We start from the raw sequence: 18106 nt of genomic DNA on the forward strand, positions 1-18106 counted from the left end.
GTCCTCGGCAGCGCGCCTTGAATCGATGATGAAAACCCGAGCCAACCAACCCGTCTTTCGTACCGCCTGCGCCCGCGCCGTCGTCCTGCTGTGTGGCCTGTCGCTGCTGGCACCCGCCCCGCTCTGGGCCCAGCCATCCCAGCAGCCACCGCAACCGAACGACATCGGCTCGCGCAGCAATCGTGACCAGGTGGTGCTGAACTTCGTCAACGCCGATCTGGAATCAGTGGTGAAGGCGGTCGGTCAGGCCACCGGCAAGAACTTCGTGATCGATCCGCGCGTGAAGGGCACCGTGAATCTGGTCACGGAGCAGCCGGTCTCGCGCGCGCAAGCGCTGGAAACGCTCGGTTCCGTACTGCGGATGCAGGGTTACGCGATGGTCGAGTCCAACGGCTTTACCAAGGTCGTGCCCGAAGCCGATGCCAAACTGCAGGGCTCGCCCACGGTGGTCGGTCCCAGCAGCAACCGTGGCGATCAGGTCGTGACGCAGGTCTTCCGCCTGAACTACGAATCGGCCAACAACCTGGTGCCGGTGCTGCGGCCGATGATCGCGCCGAACAACACGATCACCGCTTACCCGGCCAACAACACGCTGGTCATCACCGATTACGCGGACAATCTGCGCCGTCTGGCACGGATCATCGCCGCGGTGGATGCACCCGCCTCCGGCGAAGTGGAACTGATTCCGCTCAAAAACGCGATCGCCAGCGATGCGGCAGTGGTCCTTCAGAAACTGCTCGACCCGACCGCCGCCGCAGGTGGCGCCGGCGCGGGCGACGCGAGCCTGCGCACGACCGTCGTGGCGGAGCCGCGCAGCAACTCGCTGATGATCCGCGCTTCCAGCCGCGCGCGCGTGCAGCAGGCACGCCAGCTCATCGAGAAGATCGACCAGCCGTTCGCGCGCCCGGGCAACATCTGGGTGGTGCCGCTCAGGAATGCCGACGCCGTGAAGCTTGCGGCCACGCTGCGGGCCATCGTCGCGGCGGACAGCAGCTTCTCCAGCTCGACGCAACCCGGTGGCGGTGCGACGGGCGGCGCCGCAATGCAATCCACCTCATTGCCGCAAAGCGGCCAGTACACCGGTGGCAATACCGGCAACTACAACCGCAGTGGTTCCGGCAGCAGCTTCGGCAGCGGCGGCAGCAATGCGTTTTCCGCATCGTTCGCGGTCAACCAGCAGCCGACCACGGGCGGCATCGTCCAGGCCGACCCGTCGACAAACTCGCTGATCATTACCGCCAGCGAGCCGGTGTACCGCAATCTGCGCGGCGTGATCGACGACCTCGACGCACGGCGCGCGCAGGTCTACATCGAATCGATGATCGTGGAAGTCAGCGGCACGCTGGACAGCCAGCTTGGCATCCAGTGGCAGGGGCTGATCAATTCGGGCGGCAGCACCGTCGGCTTCGCTGGGACCAACTTCGGTGCTGGCGGCCAGAACATCATCAACCTGACTGCGGCTGCGGCGCTCTACAACCAGAACAAGACCGCCGGCCTCGCGGCCATCAGTGGTCTCGTGCCCGATGTGGGCGGCCTGAATCTTGGGGTGATCAACAAGGCCATTGGCCTGGGCGCGCTGCTCCACGCACTGGGACAGAACACAAGCGTGAACCTGCTGTCCACGCCGAACCTGATCACGCTCGAGAACGAGGAAGCGAAGATCCTCATCGGCCAGAACATTCCGATCACCACCGGATCGTACGCGCAGACTGGCAGTTCGGCCTCGGTGACGCCGTTCCAGACGTACGACCGCAAGGATGTCGGCATCACACTGCGCGTGCGCCCACAGATTTCCGAAGGCGGCCTGGTCAAGATGCAGATCTACCAGGAGTCTTCGCAAGTGGCGCCCGGTACGCTCACCAACCCGCAGGGCCCCACCACGAACGTGCGATCGATCGAAACCAATGTGCTGGTGGACGATGGCCAGATCATCGTGCTGGGCGGCCTGATCGAGGACAACTACGGCGACAACGTTCAGAAGGTGCCGCTGCTCGGTGACATCCCCTACCTCGGCTCGTTGTTCCGCTACGAGAACAAGACCCGTTCGAAGACCAATCTGCTGGTGTTCCTGCGCCCCTACGTGATGCGCACCACCACCGCCACGGATCGCCTGACACAGGATCGCTACGACTTCATCCGCGGCCAGCAGCAGAACTTCGTCTCGCCGAACATGGTGGTCCGCGAGCTGAACACACCGGTGCTGCCGCCGGCCGATGCGCCGACCGCGCCGTTCGTCGACCCGCGCTACAACGGTCCGGTGCCCGGCCCGGTGCCCCTTGCGCCGGGACAACCGTCGACGTCCGCACCCGCGCCGCAGACCGTGCCGCAGCCGGTGCAGCGGCCGCTCTCGCAGACCACTTCCGGCCAGGGCGCGTAAGGTTGAACATCATGGCAACCGATACGCCAGTGACGGCACCCGCCGCGACAGAAACGCCACTCGAAGCCCCGTCGCCGATGGCGGCGCGGCTGGTCTCGTACACGTTCTCGCGCGAAGCGCCGCTGCTGATCGCGCACCAGCGCCCCGACGGACTCGAAGTCTGGGTCAGCCGCAAGACCTCTCCGGCCGCGCTGGCCGAGGTGGCGCGCGTGCACGGCGCGTTGCATCTGCGCGTGCTGGAACAGGCCGAACTCGAGGCTGCGATGTCCGATGCCTATAACCGCCAGGACGGCACCGCCGCGCAGGTGGTGGGCGAGGTGGAAGGCGAAGTCGATCTGTCGCGCCTGATGCAGGACATCCCGGCCGTGGAAGACCTGCTCGAGTCCGAGGACGATGCGCCAATCATCCGCATGATCAATGCGCTGCTGACGCAGGCCGCGCGCGAGCAGGCCTCCGATATCCACATCGAGCCGTTCGAGTCGTCGTCGGTCGTGCGTTTCCGCGTGGATGGCACGCTGCGCGACGTGGTGCGTCCGAAGAAGGCGCTGCATGGCGCCCTGATCTCGCGGATCAAGATCATGGCGCAGCTCGACATCGCCGAGAAACGGTTGCCGCAGGATGGCCGCATCACGCTGCGCGTGGGCGGACGACCGGTGGACGTGCGCGTATCCACGCTGCCGACCGGACACGGCGAGCGCGCGGTGCTGCGTCTGCTCGACAAGGAAGCGGGCCGCCTCGATCTGGCCAAGCTCGGTATGGCTCGCTCGACGCTGGCCAGCTTCGATGACCTGATTCGCCAGCCGCACGGCATTGTGCTGGTGACCGGACCCACGGGTTCGGGCAAGACCACGACGCTGTACGCGGCGCTATCGCGGCTGGACTCCCATACGACCAACATCATGACCGTCGAGGATCCGATCGAATACGATCTCGACGGCATCGGCCAGACGCAGGTCAACGCGCGCATCGACATGACCTTTGCCAAGGCCCTGCGCGCGATTCTGCGTCAGGACCCGGACGTGGTCATGATCGGTGAAATCCGCGACCTCGAAACCGCACAGATCGCGGTGCAGGCATCGCTGACCGGCCACCTCGTGCTGGCCACGCTGCACACCAACGATTCGGCCTCGGCCGTGACCCGTCTGGTCGACATGGGCATCGAGCCGTTCCTGCTTTCGTCGTCGCTGATCGGCGTACTGGCGCAGCGACTGGTGCGCCGTCTCTGCCCGCACTGCAAGCGCGAGGAAGTCATCGAAGTCACACCGGGCGAATCCGAGACGCTTCATGCCGACGGCAAGCCACTGCAGCGCGTATGGCACCCGGTTGGTTGCGACAAGTGCGGAAATTCCGGCTATCAGGGCCGTATGGGTGTGTATGAACTGCTGACTGTCGATGCCGAAATCCAGACGATGATCCACCGCCAGCAGGCCGAGTCCGAGATCAAGCAGCGGGCGCTGGCCAAGGGCATGCACACGATGCGCGGTGATGCGCAGCGCTGGATCGACAGCGGCGCCACTTCGCTTGAAGAAGTGCTGCGCGTGTCGCGCGACTAGAGCGAAGGAGCCCGCGCAGCATGCCCGCCTATCGCTATGAAGCCGCCGACGCCGCCGGCCGTGCAGATCGCGGCGTCATCGAGGCCGACAGTCCAAAGCAGGCGCGCGCGCAGCTTCGCGCTCGCGGGCTGACGCCGATCATCGTTGACCCGCTGGCCGGCGCGGGGCTGGCCAAGCGCAGCGGCAGCAGCGCGTTCGTGCGCCGGCTGTCGACGCAGGAGCAGGCGCTGTTCACGCGCCAGCTCGCCAGCCTGATCGTGTCGGGCCTGCCGCTCGACGAAGCCCTGGGCGCGCTTGCCGACCAGGCCGAGCGCCAGTACGTGCATGAGCTCCTTGCGGGCATCCGCGCCGAAGTCATGGGCGGCAGCTCGCTCTCCGTGGCGCTGGCCCAGCATCCCAAGGACTTTCCGGACATCTACCGCGCGCTGGTTTCAGCCGGTGAACATTCTGGCCACCTCGGCATGGTGCTCGAACGGCTGGCCACCTACATCGAGACGCGCAACACGCTGACTTCGAAAATCCGGCTCGCATTCACGTACCCGGCCATCGTCACGGTGGTGGCGTTCGCGATCGTGATCTTCCTGCTGTCGTATGTGGTGCCGCAGGTGGTCAGCGTGTTTGCCAATACCAAGCAGAAGCTGCCCACGCTGACAGTGATCATGCTGGCGCTGTCGGATTTCGTGCGTAACTGGTGGTGGGCCGCGCTGGGTGTCATCGCCGCGGTCGCTGCAATCATTCGCAGCCTGCTGAAGCAGCCAGACGTTCGTCTGGCATGGCACCGCTGGCTACTGACCGCGCCGCTGGTCGGCAAGCTGATTCGCGGGTACAACACGGCGCGCTTCGCCAGCACGCTGTCGATTCTCGTATCGGCCGGCGTGCCGATCCTGCGCAGCCTGCAGGCCGCCGGAGAAACACTGACCAATCAGGCGCTCAAGGCCAACGTCGAGGACGCCACCACGCGTGTGCGCGAAGGCGCATCGCTGGCGCGCGCGCTGGCTGCGCAGAACCAGTTTCCCCCGGTGCTGGTGCACCTGATCCGGTCCGGCGAGGCCACCGGCAACCTGCCGACGATGCTCGACCGCGCAGCCACCGGCGAGGGCCAGGAACTGGAGCGCCGCACGCTGTTCCTGACCAGCCTGCTTGAGCCGCTGCTGATTCTGACGATGGGTGTGGTGGTGCTGATGATCGTGCTGGCCGTGCTGATGCCGATCATCGAGATCAATCAGCTGGTCAGATAGCGCGTCAGTTGTTGACGCGCTGACGCTCTCCCGCACAAGGGAGAGAGGAACAAACCGATTGCGCTGAATCTGCACGAGGTTCTCGTCCTCTCCTGCGTGCGGGAGAGGACAGAGACCTCAGACCACGACGACGCTTACTCCGCCGCAGCCGCCTTCTTCGCCGGCGCGCGCTTGCGCGGTGCGGCCTTCTTTGCCGCAGGCTTCTTCTTCGCCGGCTTCTTGGCTTCCTCCGCAGGCGCTTCCGCCTTCGTCTCCTCGGGCACGTCTACCTGTGCCGACAGCACGGTCGCGCCGGGTGCCGAGAACACCGACTGGTCGATCGGCCACGGGGTATCGCTCAGCGTGACATCGGGACGCTTGGAGCGCTTGCCGCCCGCCTTCGGCCTCTCGGCGGAGACTTCCACGGCCTCCTGAATCAGCGTCGAGGCGGAACCGGCTGCGTCGTCGTCATCTTCCTCTTCCATCACCCGAGCGGGCTCGGTTGCCGGTACGACGACTGCCACGGGTTCGGGCGCTGGCGGCACGTGTCGTGCGGGTGCCGGGGCCGGACGCTGCTGCTGTGGCTGGGCTTGCTGCGATGGCTGCTGCGACTGGGACGGCTGGGACGACTGCGCCTGCTGCTGCGGTTGCGCCGGCTGCGGCTGCCCACCACCCTCACCCTTGTTGCGCTTCTTCAGCCGCACCCAGAGGGTCTTGTTATTGCCGCCGTTGCGCGTTTCCACCTCGAACAGGTTCGTCGCTGTCACCAGCTCCGAAAGCTTGCCGTAGCCATAGTTACGCGAATCGAATTCCGGGGCCTGCTTGGCGATGTAGTTGCCGATGCCACCGAGCGTGGACCAGCCATCCTCGTCGGACACGGCCTGCGACGCGCTCTGCAGCAGCCGCACCAGGCGCGAATCCTGGCGCAGTTCCTGGGTCGTGCGCTTGCGTGCCGGCGCGCTCCCGGTCTCGGAGTCGGAATCCGAATCGGCTTCCGCGCGCAGCACATCGGAGTAGATGAACTTGTCGCACGCCGTCACGAACGGTTTCGGCGTCTTGCGTTCGCCGAAACCGTAGACGGTCAGGCCCTGTTCGCGGATGCGCGACGCCAGGCGGGTGAAGTCGCTATCGCTGGAGACGATGCAGAACCCGTCGAAGCGGCCCGTGTAGAGCAGGTCCATCGCGTCGATGATCATCGCGCTGTCGGTGGCGTTCTTGCCCACGGTGTAGCGGAACTGCTGGATCGGCTGGATCGAGTGCGCCAGCAGGCGGTCCTTCCAGCCCGAGAGGTTAGGACGCGTCCAGTCGCCGTAGATACGCTTGACGGCGGCAACGCCGTACTTGGCCACTTCGGCCAGCAGGCCTTCGACGATGGCGGGCGCCGCGTTGTCGGCATCGATCAGCACGGCCAGGGTCGCGCCCTGGCGAGGAGTATTGGTCATGGTCGGAGTTGGATGGGGCGGGTTGCACCACGACAGGATACGCCGTGGTGGCGCGCGGTCTACATCGTGGCTCGCGCGTGCGCCGTTTGGATGCACCGCAGTGTACACGTGTGGCGTATGCGTATACGGGAAATCACGGGGGTCCCGGGCGCGATTTATGCTGCATCGCACGGTACCGCGGCCTGCACGCCGGTGCTACCATGCCGCGCAGAGACACGGCCGTCCAATGGCTCCAAAAGAGACTGCGAACGGCTGCCCACAACTGATGTGTCGGTGATCCCGACAGCATGCCCCTAGAGGAGCACAAATGAATGCCCCACTGACCCCTCCGGTCAGCGACGCCATCCGTCGCGCGCTCGAAAACGTTTCCCTCGAAGACAAGTACACGCTGGAACGTGGCCGCATCTACATCAGCGGCACGCAGGCACTGGTACGTCTTCCGATGCTGCAACAGGAACGCGACCGCGCCTCCGGCCTGAATACCGCAGGCTTCATCTCCGGCTACCGCGGCTCCCCGCTCGGCGCGCTCGACCAGTCGCTCTGGAAAGCCAAGAAGCACCTTGCGGCGCACAACGTCGTGTTCCAGGCCGGCCTGAACGAAGATCTTGCCGCCACCTCCGTTTGGGGATCGCAGCAGGTCAACATGTATCCGGACGCCAAGTTCGATGGCGTGTTCGGCATGTGGTACGGCAAGGGTCCGGGTGTCGACCGCACCGGCGACGTCTTCAAGCACGCCAACTCGGCCGGCTCCAGCCGGCACGGCGGCGTGCTGGTGCTGGCCGGTGACGATCACTCGGCCAAGTCCTCCACGCTGGCGCACCAGTCCGAACACATCTTCAAGGCCTGCGGCCTGCCCGTGCTCTACCCGTCGAACGTGCAGGAGTACCTGGACTACGGCCTGCATGGCTGGGCGATGAGCCGCTACTCGGGTCTATGGGTGGCCATGAAGTGCGTGACCGATGTGGTGGAATCTTCGGCATCGGTCGAACTCGACCCGCACCGCGTGCAGATCGTTCTGCCCGATGACTTCGCGCTGCCCCAGGGCGGCCTGAATATCCGCTGGCCGGACCCGCCGCTGGAACAGGAAGCCCGCCTGCTCGACTACAAGTGGTATGCGGGGCTGGCCTATGTGCGCGCCAACAAGATCGATCGCATCGAGATCGATTCACCGCACGCTCGCTTCGGCATCATGACCGCTGGCAAGGCCTATCTCGACACACGCCAGGCACTGTCCGACCTGGGTCTGGACGACGAGACCTGCGCCCGCATCGGCATCCGGCTCTACAAGGTGGGCTGCGTGTGGCCGCTCGAAGCGCATGGCGCGCGTGCGTTCGCCGAGGGCCTGCATGAAATTCTGGTCGTCGAAGAAAAGCGCCAGATCATGGAGTACGCGCTCAAGGAAGAGCTGTACAACTGGCGCGACGACGTGCGTCCCAAGGTCTACGGCAAGTTCGACGAGAAGGACAACGCGGGCGGCGAATGGTCGATCCCGCAGAACAACTGGCTGCTGCCGGCGCACTACGAGCTGTCCCCGGCGATCATCGCCAAGGCCATCGCCACGCGGCTCGAGAAGTTCGACCTGCCCAGCGACATCCGCGCGCGCATCGAGGCGCGCCTGGCCCTGATCCAGGCGAAGGAAAAAGCGCTGGCCACGCCGCGCGTCACCGCCGAGCGCAAGCCGTGGTTCTGCTCGGGCTGTCCGCACAACACGTCGACCAACGTGCCCGAGGGTTCGCGCGCGCTGGCCGGCATCGGCTGCCACTACATGACGGTCTGGATGGACCGCAACACCAGCACGTTCAGCCAGATGGGCGGCGAAGGCGTGGCGTGGATCGGCCAGGCGCCGTTTGCCGGCGACAACCACGTGTTCGCCAACCTGGGCGACGGCACGTACTTCCACTCCGGCCTGCTGGCGATCCGCGCGTCGATCTCGGCCGGTGTGAACATCACCTACAAGATCCTCTACAACGACGCGGTGGCGATGACCGGCGGCCAACCCGTCGACGGTCAGCTTTCGGTGCAGGACATCGCTTTCCAGGTGGCCGCCGAGGGCGCGAAGAAAATCGTCATCGTCACGGACCAGCCCGAGAAGTACAACAGCGCGATCAAGCTGCCCGAGGGGCTGACCGTGCATCCACGCGAGGAACTCGACAACATCCAGCGCGAGCTGCGCGAGGTGCCCGGCTGCACGATCCTGATCTACGACCAGACCTGCGCCACGGAGAAGCGTCGCCGCCGCAAGCGCGGCACGTTCCCCGATCCGGCACGCCGCGCGTTCATCAACGACGCCGTGTGCGAAGGCTGCGGCGACTGCTCGGTCAAGTCGAACTGCCTCTCGGTGGAACCGCTGGAGACCGAACTCGGCACCAAGCGCCAGATTAACCAGTCGTCGTGCAACAAGGACTTCTCGTGCGTGAACGGCTTCTGCCCGAGCTTCGTCACGGCCGAAGGCGCGCAGGTGCGCAAGCCTCAGGCCACCGGCATGTCGATGGGCGGACTGCCCGCGCTGCCCGAACCCGTGCTGCCGACGATGCGCCGTTCGTACGGCATCCTCGTGACCGGCGTGGGCGGTACCGGCGTGGTGACGATCGGCGGCCTGCTCGGCATGGCGGCGCACCTGGAGAACAAGGGGGTGACGGTGCTCGACATGGCCGGCCTGGCGCAGAAAGGTGGCGCCGTGCTGTCGCATGTGCAGATCGCGGCCAAGCCGGATGACCTGCACGCCACGCGCATCGCGATGGGCGAGGCCGACCTCGTGATCGGTTGCGACGCCATCGTGTCGGCCACCGACGAGGTCATCTCGAAGACGCAGACGGGCCGCACGCGTGCCGTGGTCAACACGGCGCAAACCCCGACCGCCGCGTTCATCAAGGACCCGAAGTGGCAGTTCCCGGGCCTGTCCGCCGAGCAGGACATCCGCAATGCGGTCGGCGAAGCCTGCGACTTCATCAACGCCAGCGCGCTGGCCGTGGCGCTGCTTGGTGACGCGATCTACACGAACCCGCTGGTGCTGGGCTACGCGTGGCAGAAGGGCTGGATTCCGCTATCGCTCGAAGCGCTGGTGCGTGCGATCGAACTGAACGGTGTCTCGGTCGACAAGAACAAAGCCGCATTCGACTGGGGCCGCCACATGGCGCACGACCCCGATCACGTGCTGTCGCTCACCGGCAAGCTCAAGACGCAGACGGAAGGCGCGGATGTTGTGAAGCTGCCGACGTCGTCGGGCGCGCTGCTGGAGAAGCTGATCGCCAATCGCGTCGACCTGCTGACGAAGTACCAGAACGCGGCCTACGCCGAGCAGTATCGCGACGCGGTGAATCGCGTGCGCGCGGTGGAAAGCGCGCTGGTGGGCGCCGGCAAGCCGCTGCCGCTGACGGAAGCCGCGGCACGCAACCTGGCCAAGCTGATGGCGTACAAGGACGAGTATGAAGTCGCGCGCCTGTACACCGACCCCATCTTCCTGGACAAGCTGCGCGCGCAGTTCGAAGGCGAGCCGGGCCGTGACTATCAGCTGAACTTCTGGCTCGCGCCGCCGACCACGGCCAAGCGCGATGACAAGGGTCATCTGGTCAAGCGCCGCTTCGGCCCGTCGACCATGACGCTGTTCCGTATGCTGGCCAGGCTCAAGGGCCTGCGCGGCGGACCGCTCGACATCTTCGGCAAGACCGAGGAGCGTCGCACGGAACGCGCGCTGATCGGTGAGTATCGTTCGCTGCTCGACGAGCTGTCGAAGGGTCTGAGCGCGGCCAACCACGATACAGCAGTGGCGCTGGCGAACTTGCCCGACGATATTCGCGGGTTCGGTCATGTGAAGGAAAACAACCTCAAGGCGGCGCGCGGCCGGTGGGAAAAGCTGCTCGCCCAGTTCCGCAATCCGCAGGCGGGGCAGCAGGCAGCCTGATTGCGACGGAGCAGAACGGCGGCGCGGGAGTGAATCCCGCGCCGTTTTTGCTTCTGGGGCGTGTCTTGGCGTGCCATAGCGTGGCCGGCGCTACACTGGCAGGCCGACACACTCCCGGCATTCCCATGCAAATCCGCCCCTACAACCCCACCGACGAAGCCGATGTCATCGCCCTGTGGAAAGCCTGCGGGCTGACACGCCCGTGGAACGATCCGCACCGCGACATCGCCCGCAAGATGACCGAGCAGCCGGAGATGTTCCTGATCGGCGATGTGGAAGGACATGTGCGCGCGTCGGCCATGGTTGGGTTCGACGGGCATCGCGGTTGGGTCTACTACCTGGCCGTGGACCCCGCCCATCAGGGCCGTGGCTATGGGCGTATGCTGATGGCACACGCCGAGGCGCTGCTGATCGAGCGCGGCTGCCCGAAGATCAACCTGCTGGTGCGCGAAGGCAACGACGCCGTGCTGGCGTTCTACAACGAACTTGGCTACACCCGTGACGCCGCGGTCAGCCTGGGCAAGCGGCTGATCCCCGATCAATGATTCCCTGGTGACCCTCCGGTCAGCGCAACTCGCCATGCTGAAGATCCGCGGTATCGACCATCTGGTGCTGCGCACCGCCGATGTCCCCCGCCTCGTGCGCTTCTACGTTGACGTGCTTGGCTGCACCATCGAGCGCGAGCAGCCCGCCTTCGGCCTGACCCAGTTGCGCGCCGGCGGCGGACTGATCGATCTGATTTCGCTCGATGGCCCGCTTGGGCAGGCTGGTGGGGCCGGACCCGGCCCGGAGGGCCGCAACCTCGATCACTTCTGCCTTCGCATCGATCCGTTCGATGAGAAAGCCATTTCTATGCATCTAAATATTCATCGTATTGATGCAAGTCCGGTCGAGCAGCGATTTGGCGCAGAGGGCCGCGGGCCGTCGATCTACGTGAAGGACCCGGACGGCAATACCGTCGAGCTGAAAGGACCGGCGACCCCGGACTAAGGGATCCCCCCGGAAAGTGGCTTCCCGCTGGCACGGGCGGACCGATACAATCTTCGCTTCATCGATCAAGCTTCGCCACCGGCGCCCCCCAAATCTGCGTCGGGCGCGCCATGAACGCTCCTTCCGCCCCCCATCCTGCCGGTGGCCCGGCACTGCCACCCCGCCAGATCGTCTGGACACTCGGCATCACCGAGATCATCAGTTGGGGAACGCTGTACTTCGCGTTCACCGTGTTCATCGAACCGATGCGCCAGTCCCTCGGGTACGGCAAACCATTCCTGGCGGGCGGATTTTCGCTGGGGCTGCTGGTCTGGGCGATGTGCTCGTTCGCAGTGGGCCGGCTGCTGGACCGCGTGCCGGCACGCAAGGTCATGGGCACGGGCTCGGTGCTGGCCGCCATCGGACTGCTGCTCTGGGCGTGGTGCCCGTCGCCAGCGGTATTCCTGCTGATGTGGATTCCGCTCGGGCTGGCCATGGCGTCGACGCTGTATGAGCCGGCCTTCGTGGTCCTGCGTCAGGCCTGGGGGGACGGCTACCAGAAGCCGATCGTCCATGTGACGCTGCTTGCGGGCTTCGCCAGCACGATCTTCATCCCGCTGGCGCAGTGGCTGGTGCTCCATCTGGGCTGGCGCGAGACGCTGGTCGTCTTTGCCGCGCTGAACCTGTTCGTCTGCGCACCATTGCACGCGCGGTTGCGCTACGCGGTGCATCCCAGCTACGCCCATGCCGGCACCCACAGCGGCACACCGCTGGCTGGCGCGGCGTCCTCCGGCATCGCCCGCGCGACGCTGCGCCAGCCGGTATTCTGGTGCGTGGTGCTGGCGTTCACAGCCACAGCGGTGATCGCCTCGCTACTCGGCGCCCACCTGATTCCGATGCTGACGGAGAAGGGGATGCCCATCGCGCAGCAACTGATCGTGGCCGCGCTGATCGGGCCCGCGCAGGTAGCCGGGCGGCTCGTCATGGCGCGGCTGCCGATTGATCACCCGGTGCGGCTGTCGATGCCGGTCTACATCGTGATGACCATCGGCCTGGCCTGTCTGGCGCTGGGCAACGGCTACTGGCTGATGTTCGCGGCGATCTGCTACGGCTGCGCCAACGGCGTCAACACGATGCTGCGCGCGATGGCCATGCCCGAACTGATCTCGCGTCATCACTATGCAACGCTGAATGGGTTAATGATGACCCCTGTGTTGCTGATGCAGGCCGCCGCGCCGTGGTTTGGCGCCCTGCTCTGGCGTGCCGCCGGCGGCTACTGGCTGATGCTGTGGGTCATGGTGGCGCTATCCATCGGCGCGCTGGCCGCCTTTGCGTTCGCGCTGCATCAGCGTGGCCTGCTGCGTGCCGGCGCGGCCCCCGCGTAGCGACGTCGCAGCGTTATTGCGTCATTTCATTGCGTTGTTGTCTCCTTGCTGTCTGGTAGTACCTGATGTCCGAATACTCGATCGAATCACCCGCCCGTACCGAAACCGCTCCGCCCCCGTCGCCCTCGGCAGTCTCCCGTGCCACACGCGGCACCATGGCGCTGTTCTTCGCCAACGGCGCCACATTTGCCACCTGGGGCGTCCATATCCCCACGATCAAGGAACGTTTCGGCCTGTCCGATGCCATGCTGTCGTTCGCCATGCTGGCCGTGGCCGCTGGCGCCATCGTCGCCATGGGCCCGGTGGGCCGCTGGGTGGCCCGGCTTGGCAGCGCGCGCGCCTCGATGATCGGCGGCGTCGCCTTCGCGCTGCTCACGCTGGCGATCATCGCCATGCCGAGCTTTGCCCTGCTGCTGCCCACGTTGTTGATATTCGGCATGGCCAACGCCGCGTTTGACGTCGGCATGAACGCGCAGGCCGCGATTGTGGAGGCCAGCCGCACACGTCCGGTGATGTCCGCGCTGCACGGCATGTTCAGCCTGGGTGGGATGATCGGCGCGGCGTTCGGCGGGCTCATGCTGTCGCTTGGCGTGCCGCCGCTGGTGCACGCGGCGCTGATTGCCGCACTGACGGCGGGCGTGGCAATCGGCATGACGCCGGGGCTGCTGGCCGATCATCCGGTGCTGCCCACCGCCGACCATCACCGCGAACACGCGTCGCGCGCGTTATGGCTGCTGGGCCTGATGGCGTTCCTGGGGCTGGTGGGTGAAGGGGCGATGTACGACTGGACCAGCGTCTACATGCGTGACGTGGCCGTGGCGCCGCTGGGCTGGGTCAGCTTCGGGTATGCGGCGTTCTCGGGGGGTATGGCCTGCGGTCGCTTCGGCGGTGACCGCCTGCGTGCCCGTTTCGGCGATGCGCGGACGCTGACCGGCAGCGCCTGGCTTGGCTTTGCCGGCATCGTGCTGGCCATCGCCGTGCCGTTGCCGCTGGCCGCGTTGATCGGCTTCGGGCTGATGGGGCTCGGCGCCGCGAACATGGTGCCGATCTTCTTCGCCGCCGCGTCGCGCCTGCCCGGCGTAGCCGCGGCGGAGGCGATTGCGCGCGTAGCGCGCTTCGCCTATGTGGGCCTGCTGCTCGGGCCCGTGCTGATCGGCGGCGTCGCGCACCTCTCGGACCTGCGTATCGGCATCACGGTGGTGGCGCTAACGATGGGCTACATCGCCCTGTTCGGCGCGAAGGCGGCACGCCGCTATCTCACCACCTGATTCGACAACCGGCAGGCTCAGGCCGCCTTCTGCAGCGGCGCATGACCAGTGCCGATGCCATCGAAGACGAACGTGTCCATCGCCAGCACGCCATAGGTGACCTCATCGGCCACGCGGTCCACCCGCGCCGGCCCTGCGGCCACGGAGGCTGGACCGATCGCGGCGCCCAGCGCCACGTAGAACGGCAACAGGTGCTCGTCCGTCGGATGCGCGCGACGGGCGAACGGTGCCTGGGCACGATAGTCCGCGATGCGGCTGACGTCGCCGGTGGCCAGCGCCTCGTCCAGCGCGCCGCTCATCCAGTCGCGGAAGGCATCGACGTACGGCTCGGTCGCCGGGCCGTGCTGCGCCTTGCGTTCGCCCGCCCCAAACACTTCGCGCAGGTTGTGCGTGAAGCTGCCCGAACCGATCACAAGCACGCCTTCCTCGCGCAGCGGCGCCAGTGCGCGGCCGATATCGATCTGCGTGGCCGGAGGCAGGTACGGGTTGAAAGCGAGCTGGACCACGGGGACGTCGGCATCCGGGAAGAAGTGACGCAGCGGCATCCAGGCGCCGTGGTCAAGCGGACGCTCTTCATCCTCGCAGACAAACCCGGCACCCGGGATCTGAGCCGCCTCGACCAGCGCCTTCACGCGGCCGGCAAGTTCGGGCGAGCCCGGCGCGTCATAGCGCAACGTGTAGAGCTCGCGCGGAAAGCCGCCGAAGTCGTGCCATGCCTCTTGCTGGCTGCGCGTGCTGACTGCCAGCGTGCTGTAGATCCAGTGCGCGGAAATCACCAGCACGGCCTTGGGCTTGAGCGCGCGCAGGCGGACACCGAGCGCGTCGAAGGCGGCGCCGGTCGGACCCGGGTCGATCGCGAGCATGGGGGATCCGTGGGACACGTAGAGGACGGGAAGCATGGTGTTCATGGCGAGTTGCCGTTCAGCGAATTTGTGCGATGCCTCAAGTCTGGCAAAGAATGCTGGCGCTGACGCAGGCCAATTACGGACACCTCGTGCAAAAAACTTCAACAAGACCTGCGCCGACCATCCGCGCGCCGCGCGCGAGCGTTGGATAACGCACACAGCACATGGGGGATCCGGCCGCACCGCCGACAGGCGCAAGCCGAATCGGCCTATGATGGGGAACACGATGCCCCTGCGCCCCAGACAACGTGCCGGGCATCGGCTGGAGAACCCCGTGGCCAAGCATTTCGATCCCCTGCACGCCCTGCCGCACGCCTTGTGGTGGCAGCCCGGCGTATACGGCAGCGTCCCCGCCGTGCTGCTCTGGATCGTCGCACGATTGCCCGCCGACGCGCTCGCCAGTGTCTTCAGCACCCCCTACGCCAGCGCGCTGTTCAACCATGCGGGCGACACGGTATTCGTCACAGGCTGGCTCGCGAGCGCAGTCTGGCTCTGGTTCACACGCAAGAAACCCAACCTTCCGGACCGCAAGGTCGCCCCGACAGGGGACGAGCGCCCCGCCGCCGGGCAACACGCGCCCCATCACGGCCATCGCCCGGGCTGACGGCTTCGCTGATGTAAGGAATCGCTTAAGATGACGCCTTCGCCACTGCCAGAGCACGCGCTTGCAGTGGCATCCAAAGGTTCTCTCAACATCATCATTTGCGCCATGTCCGTCACCGCTACATCCGCCAATGAGCTGTCCAAGGCCACCCGACGCCGCGCGATCATCGCCGCGACCATCGGCAACGGCCTGGAATGGTTCGACTTCACCGTCTACAGCTTCTTCGCAGTCATCATCGCCAAGCTGTTCTTCCCCACCGGCAATGACATGACGTCGTTCCTGCTGACGGTGGCCACGTTCGGCGTGGGCTTCTTCATGCGTCCGGTGGGCGCGATCGTGCTGGGCGTCTACGCCGACCGCGTGGGCCGCAAGGCGGCGCTGACCCTGACCATCCTGATGATGGCGCTGGGCACGGCGATCATCGGCCTGGCGCCGACCTACGACTCGATCGGCCTGTGGGCTCCGGCGCTGATCGTGCTGGCACGCCTGATCCAGGGCTTCTCGGCCGGCGGCGAAGTCGGCGGCGCCACGGCGTTCCTGATCGAGCACGCCCCCGACGAGGAACGTGGCATGTACGCCAGCTGGCAGCAAGCCAGCCAGGGCATCTCGTTCATGCTCGGCGCGGCCATGGGCGCGCTGGTGACCAATGGCCTGGACCAGGCCCAGATCGATGCCTGGGGCTGGCGCATCCCGTTCCTGTTCGGCCTGTTGATCGGCCCGGTGGGCATGTATATCCGCTCGCACCTGGAAGAGCCGCCCGAGTTCGAGGCACGCCAGGCCGAGCGCCGCGCGAGCAACGTGAAATTCTCGCCGCTGTCGCAGGTGCTGCGCGATCATCCGCGCGAAGTGCTGGCCGGCCTGGGCGTGACGATCCTCTGGACCGTCTGCACCTACGTGCTGGTGTTCTACATGCCGTCCTACGCCAAGCAGCAACTTGGTCTGCCGCTGGGCGCCACGTTCCAGTCCACCGCGATCTGCGGCGCGATCATCCTGGTGCTGTGCCCGCTGATGGGCATGCTGTCCGACCGCGTGGGTCGCAAGCGGATGCTCGGCGTCGTGGCGCTGGCCATCGGCGTGCTGGCCTACCCGTTGTTCCACTGGCTCAACGTTTCCCCGACCACGGCCACCCTGCTCCAGGTGCAGATCGTGCTGGGCATCCTGCTGGCCGCGTTCACCGGCCCGGCGCCCGCCGTGCTGGCCGAGCAGTTCCCGACCGAGGTCCGCTCCACGGGCCTGTCGCTGGCCTATAACTTCGCCGTGACGATCTTCGGCGGCTTCGCGCCGCTGATCGTCACCTGGCTGATCGAATCGACGCACAACAAGCTGGCGCCCGCGTACTACGTGATTGCCGCTGCGGCCATCAGCTTCGTCGCGCTCGTGTTCATGCACGACCGTACCGGCAAGAAGCTCGCCTGACCGCTTACGCTTGCGCAAGCAGAAGAAAGCCAACCTTCGGGTTGGCTTTTTTTTTTTCGCCAGCCGGATTCGTCAGGCAGTGATGCAAATCGCATGTCCGAATCCAGCCATGCCGCGCCTTTACCGCGTCGGGTAACAGGCGCAAGATCGCGTGGACGCACGTCCAACCTGCCCGCCAAGGAGCCCCATAGCATGACCAGATCGACATCCGCGCCACAGCCCCGCGAACGCTGCGGCTGGTGCGGCACGCTGGAGGATTACTGCCACTACCACGATCACGAATGGGGCTTCCCTGTCGACGACGACCGGCGGCTGTTCGAGAAGCTCTGCCTGGAAGGCTTCCAGTCGGGCCTGAGCTGGCTGACGATCCTCCGCAAACGCGAGGCGTTCCGCAGCGCATTTGCCAACTTCGAGATCAACAAGGTGGCGCGGTTCACCGAGCACGACGTGGAAAGGCTGCTGGGCGACGCAGGCATCGTCCGCCATCGCGGCAAGATCGAAGCCGCGATCAACAATGCCCAGTGCGCGAAGGAACTGCTGAAGACCGAATCGTCGCTGGCTGCGTACTTCTGGAAGTTCGAGCCCGACCCGAAGAGCCGGCCCAAGACGCTCACGCCCGAGGTGCTGCGGGGCATGACCACCTGCCCGGAAGCGGTAGCGTTGTCGAAGGACCTGAAGAAGCGCGGCTGGAAGTTCGTAGGCCCGACCACGATGTACGCACTGATGCAGGCAATGGGGCTGGTCAACGACCATCGCGAAGGCTGCTGGACCCGTGCCGAAGTACAGCGCGCGCGCAAAGCGTTCAAGGTGCCAAAATAATAGGCAGGTCACGTATACGGGTGTTTACGTATACATGTCTGTTTACATTGTTGTTTACGTATACATAGATAGTAGTAATAGATAAGACTGACCCGTCAGCGTGGATAACCGGCTTATCTCTTGCCGCATCAATGGTTTACGTTCGGGAGAACCCTTAGGGCAAGCGGTCTACGTATACGTGGATACGGGTGGACAAGTTTTCCTTCCGTCGGCGGAAAGCGGTAAGCTTGCCGAGTTGTTCGTATACGTC

Annotated in this window: 13 protein-coding genes; 11 read left to right on the top strand and 2 right to left on the bottom strand. The window is 65.8% G+C overall.

The window, feature by feature from the left end; all coding sequences use genetic code 11:
* Positions 1–28: 28 nt before the first annotated feature.
* The 3 genes from gspD to gspF all read left to right on the top strand — a co-directional run bounded on the left by gspD (position 29) and on the right by gspF (position 5168).
* Positions 29–2377 carry a type II secretion system secretin GspD gene (gene gspD, locus K6G35_RS15330; RefSeq protein WP_035884356.1) on the top strand — a complete coding sequence of 783 codons (2349 nt, stop codon included), beginning with the start codon at positions 29–31 and terminating at the stop codon, positions 2375–2377.
* A gap of 77 nt (positions 2378–2454) precedes the next feature.
* Positions 2455–3930 (top strand): type II secretion system ATPase GspE, encoded by a 1476-nt coding sequence (gspE, locus tag K6G35_RS15335; protein WP_008647880.1) that lies wholly within the window; start codon positions 2455–2457, stop codon positions 3928–3930.
* A gap of 20 nt (positions 3931–3950) precedes the next feature.
* On the top strand, positions 3951–5168 hold the full coding sequence (gspF, locus tag K6G35_RS15340; RefSeq protein WP_035884357.1) for a type II secretion system inner membrane protein GspF: 1218 nt from the start codon (positions 3951–3953) through the stop codon (positions 5166–5168).
* Positions 5169–5302: 134 nt separating this feature from the next.
* Here gspF and K6G35_RS15345 read toward each other — a convergent pair whose 3' ends face one another.
* On the bottom strand, positions 5303–6589 hold the full coding sequence (locus K6G35_RS15345) for an NYN domain-containing protein (RefSeq protein ID WP_035884358.1): 1287 nt from the start codon (positions 6587–6589) through the stop codon (positions 5303–5305).
* A gap of 307 nt (positions 6590–6896) precedes the next feature.
* Here K6G35_RS15345 and K6G35_RS15350 point away from each other — a divergent pair, with 307 nt between their 5' ends.
* The 5 genes from K6G35_RS15350 to K6G35_RS15370 all read left to right on the top strand — a co-directional run bounded on the left by K6G35_RS15350 (position 6897) and on the right by K6G35_RS15370 (position 14112).
* Positions 6897–10490: an indolepyruvate ferredoxin oxidoreductase family protein gene (locus K6G35_RS15350; RefSeq protein ID WP_008646483.1), complete on the top strand. Its 3594-nt coding sequence runs from the start codon at positions 6897–6899 to the stop codon at positions 10488–10490.
* Between the two features lie 125 nt (positions 10491–10615).
* On the top strand, positions 10616–11035 hold the full coding sequence (locus K6G35_RS15355; RefSeq protein WP_008646482.1) for a GNAT family acetyltransferase: 420 nt from the start codon (positions 10616–10618) through the stop codon (positions 11033–11035).
* A gap of 34 nt (positions 11036–11069) precedes the next feature.
* The gene (locus K6G35_RS15360) at positions 11070–11480 is read left to right on the top strand and encodes a VOC family protein (protein ID WP_495675892.1); all 411 of its coding nucleotides are present in this window, start codon (positions 11070–11072) and stop codon (positions 11478–11480) included.
* A gap of 110 nt (positions 11481–11590) precedes the next feature.
* A complete protein-coding gene (locus K6G35_RS15365) occupies positions 11591–12844 on the top strand; it encodes an MFS transporter (protein WP_286882613.1) in 1254 nt (417 codons plus the stop codon).
* A gap of 65 nt (positions 12845–12909) precedes the next feature.
* On the top strand, positions 12910–14112 hold the full coding sequence (locus K6G35_RS15370; RefSeq protein WP_495675893.1) for an MFS transporter: 1203 nt from the start codon (positions 12910–12912) through the stop codon (positions 14110–14112).
* A gap of 17 nt (positions 14113–14129) precedes the next feature.
* Here K6G35_RS15370 and K6G35_RS15375 read toward each other — a convergent pair whose 3' ends face one another.
* On the bottom strand, positions 14130–15011 hold the full coding sequence (locus K6G35_RS15375; protein ID WP_495676358.1) for a DODA-type extradiol aromatic ring-opening family dioxygenase: 882 nt from the start codon (positions 15009–15011) through the stop codon (positions 14130–14132).
* A 322-nt stretch (positions 15012–15333) separates the two neighbouring features.
* Here K6G35_RS15375 and K6G35_RS15380 point away from each other — a divergent pair, with 322 nt between their 5' ends.
* The 3 genes from K6G35_RS15380 (at position 15334) to K6G35_RS15390 (ending at position 17856) form a co-directional block, all read left to right on the top strand.
* Complete coding sequence (locus tag K6G35_RS15380; protein WP_411431807.1) at positions 15334–15621, top strand: hypothetical protein; 288 nt, start codon at positions 15334–15336, stop codon at positions 15619–15621.
* 105 nt (positions 15622–15726) lie between these two features.
* Positions 15727–17037: an MFS transporter gene (locus tag K6G35_RS15385; RefSeq protein ID WP_024569536.1), complete on the top strand. Its 1311-nt coding sequence runs from the start codon at positions 15727–15729 to the stop codon at positions 17035–17037.
* Between the two features lie 192 nt (positions 17038–17229).
* Positions 17230–17856: a DNA-3-methyladenine glycosylase I gene (locus tag K6G35_RS15390; protein ID WP_035884362.1), complete on the top strand. Its 627-nt coding sequence runs from the start codon at positions 17230–17232 to the stop codon at positions 17854–17856.
* Positions 17857–18106: the final 250 nt, after the last annotated feature.

It is taken from the genome of Cupriavidus sp. HY129 (genome assembly GCF_059492215.1).

Bases quoted from the DNA above. Each gene is read 5' to 3' on its own strand.
- gspF (WP_035884357.1), top strand. From the start codon at position 3,951: ATGCCCGCCTATCGCTATGAAGCCGCCGACGCCGCCGGCCGTGCAGAT.
- K6G35_RS15365 (WP_286882613.1), top strand. From the start codon at position 11,591: ATGAACGCTCCTTCCGCCCCCCATCCTGCCGGTGGCCCGGCACTGCCA.
- K6G35_RS15345 (WP_035884358.1), bottom strand. From the start codon at position 6,589: ATGACCAATACTCCTCGCCAGGGCGCGACCCTGGCCGTGCTGATCGAT.
- gspD (WP_035884356.1), top strand. From the start codon at position 29: ATGAAAACCCGAGCCAACCAACCCGTCTTTCGTACCGCCTGCGCCCGC.
- K6G35_RS15350 (WP_008646483.1), top strand. From the start codon at position 6,897: ATGAATGCCCCACTGACCCCTCCGGTCAGCGACGCCATCCGTCGCGCG.
- K6G35_RS15390 (WP_035884362.1), top strand. From the start codon at position 17,230: ATGACCAGATCGACATCCGCGCCACAGCCCCGCGAACGCTGCGGCTGG.
- K6G35_RS15375 (WP_495676358.1), bottom strand. From the start codon at position 15,011: ATGCTTCCCGTCCTCTACGTGTCCCACGGATCCCCCATGCTCGCGATC.
- K6G35_RS15385 (WP_024569536.1), top strand. From the start codon at position 15,727: ATGTCCGTCACCGCTACATCCGCCAATGAGCTGTCCAAGGCCACCCGA.
- K6G35_RS15355 (WP_008646482.1), top strand. From the start codon at position 10,616: ATGCAAATCCGCCCCTACAACCCCACCGACGAAGCCGATGTCATCGCC.
- K6G35_RS15370 (WP_495675893.1), top strand. From the start codon at position 12,910: ATGTCCGAATACTCGATCGAATCACCCGCCCGTACCGAAACCGCTCCG.
- K6G35_RS15360 (WP_495675892.1), top strand. From the start codon at position 11,070: ATGCTGAAGATCCGCGGTATCGACCATCTGGTGCTGCGCACCGCCGAT.
- gspE (WP_008647880.1), top strand. From the start codon at position 2,455: ATGGCGGCGCGGCTGGTCTCGTACACGTTCTCGCGCGAAGCGCCGCTG.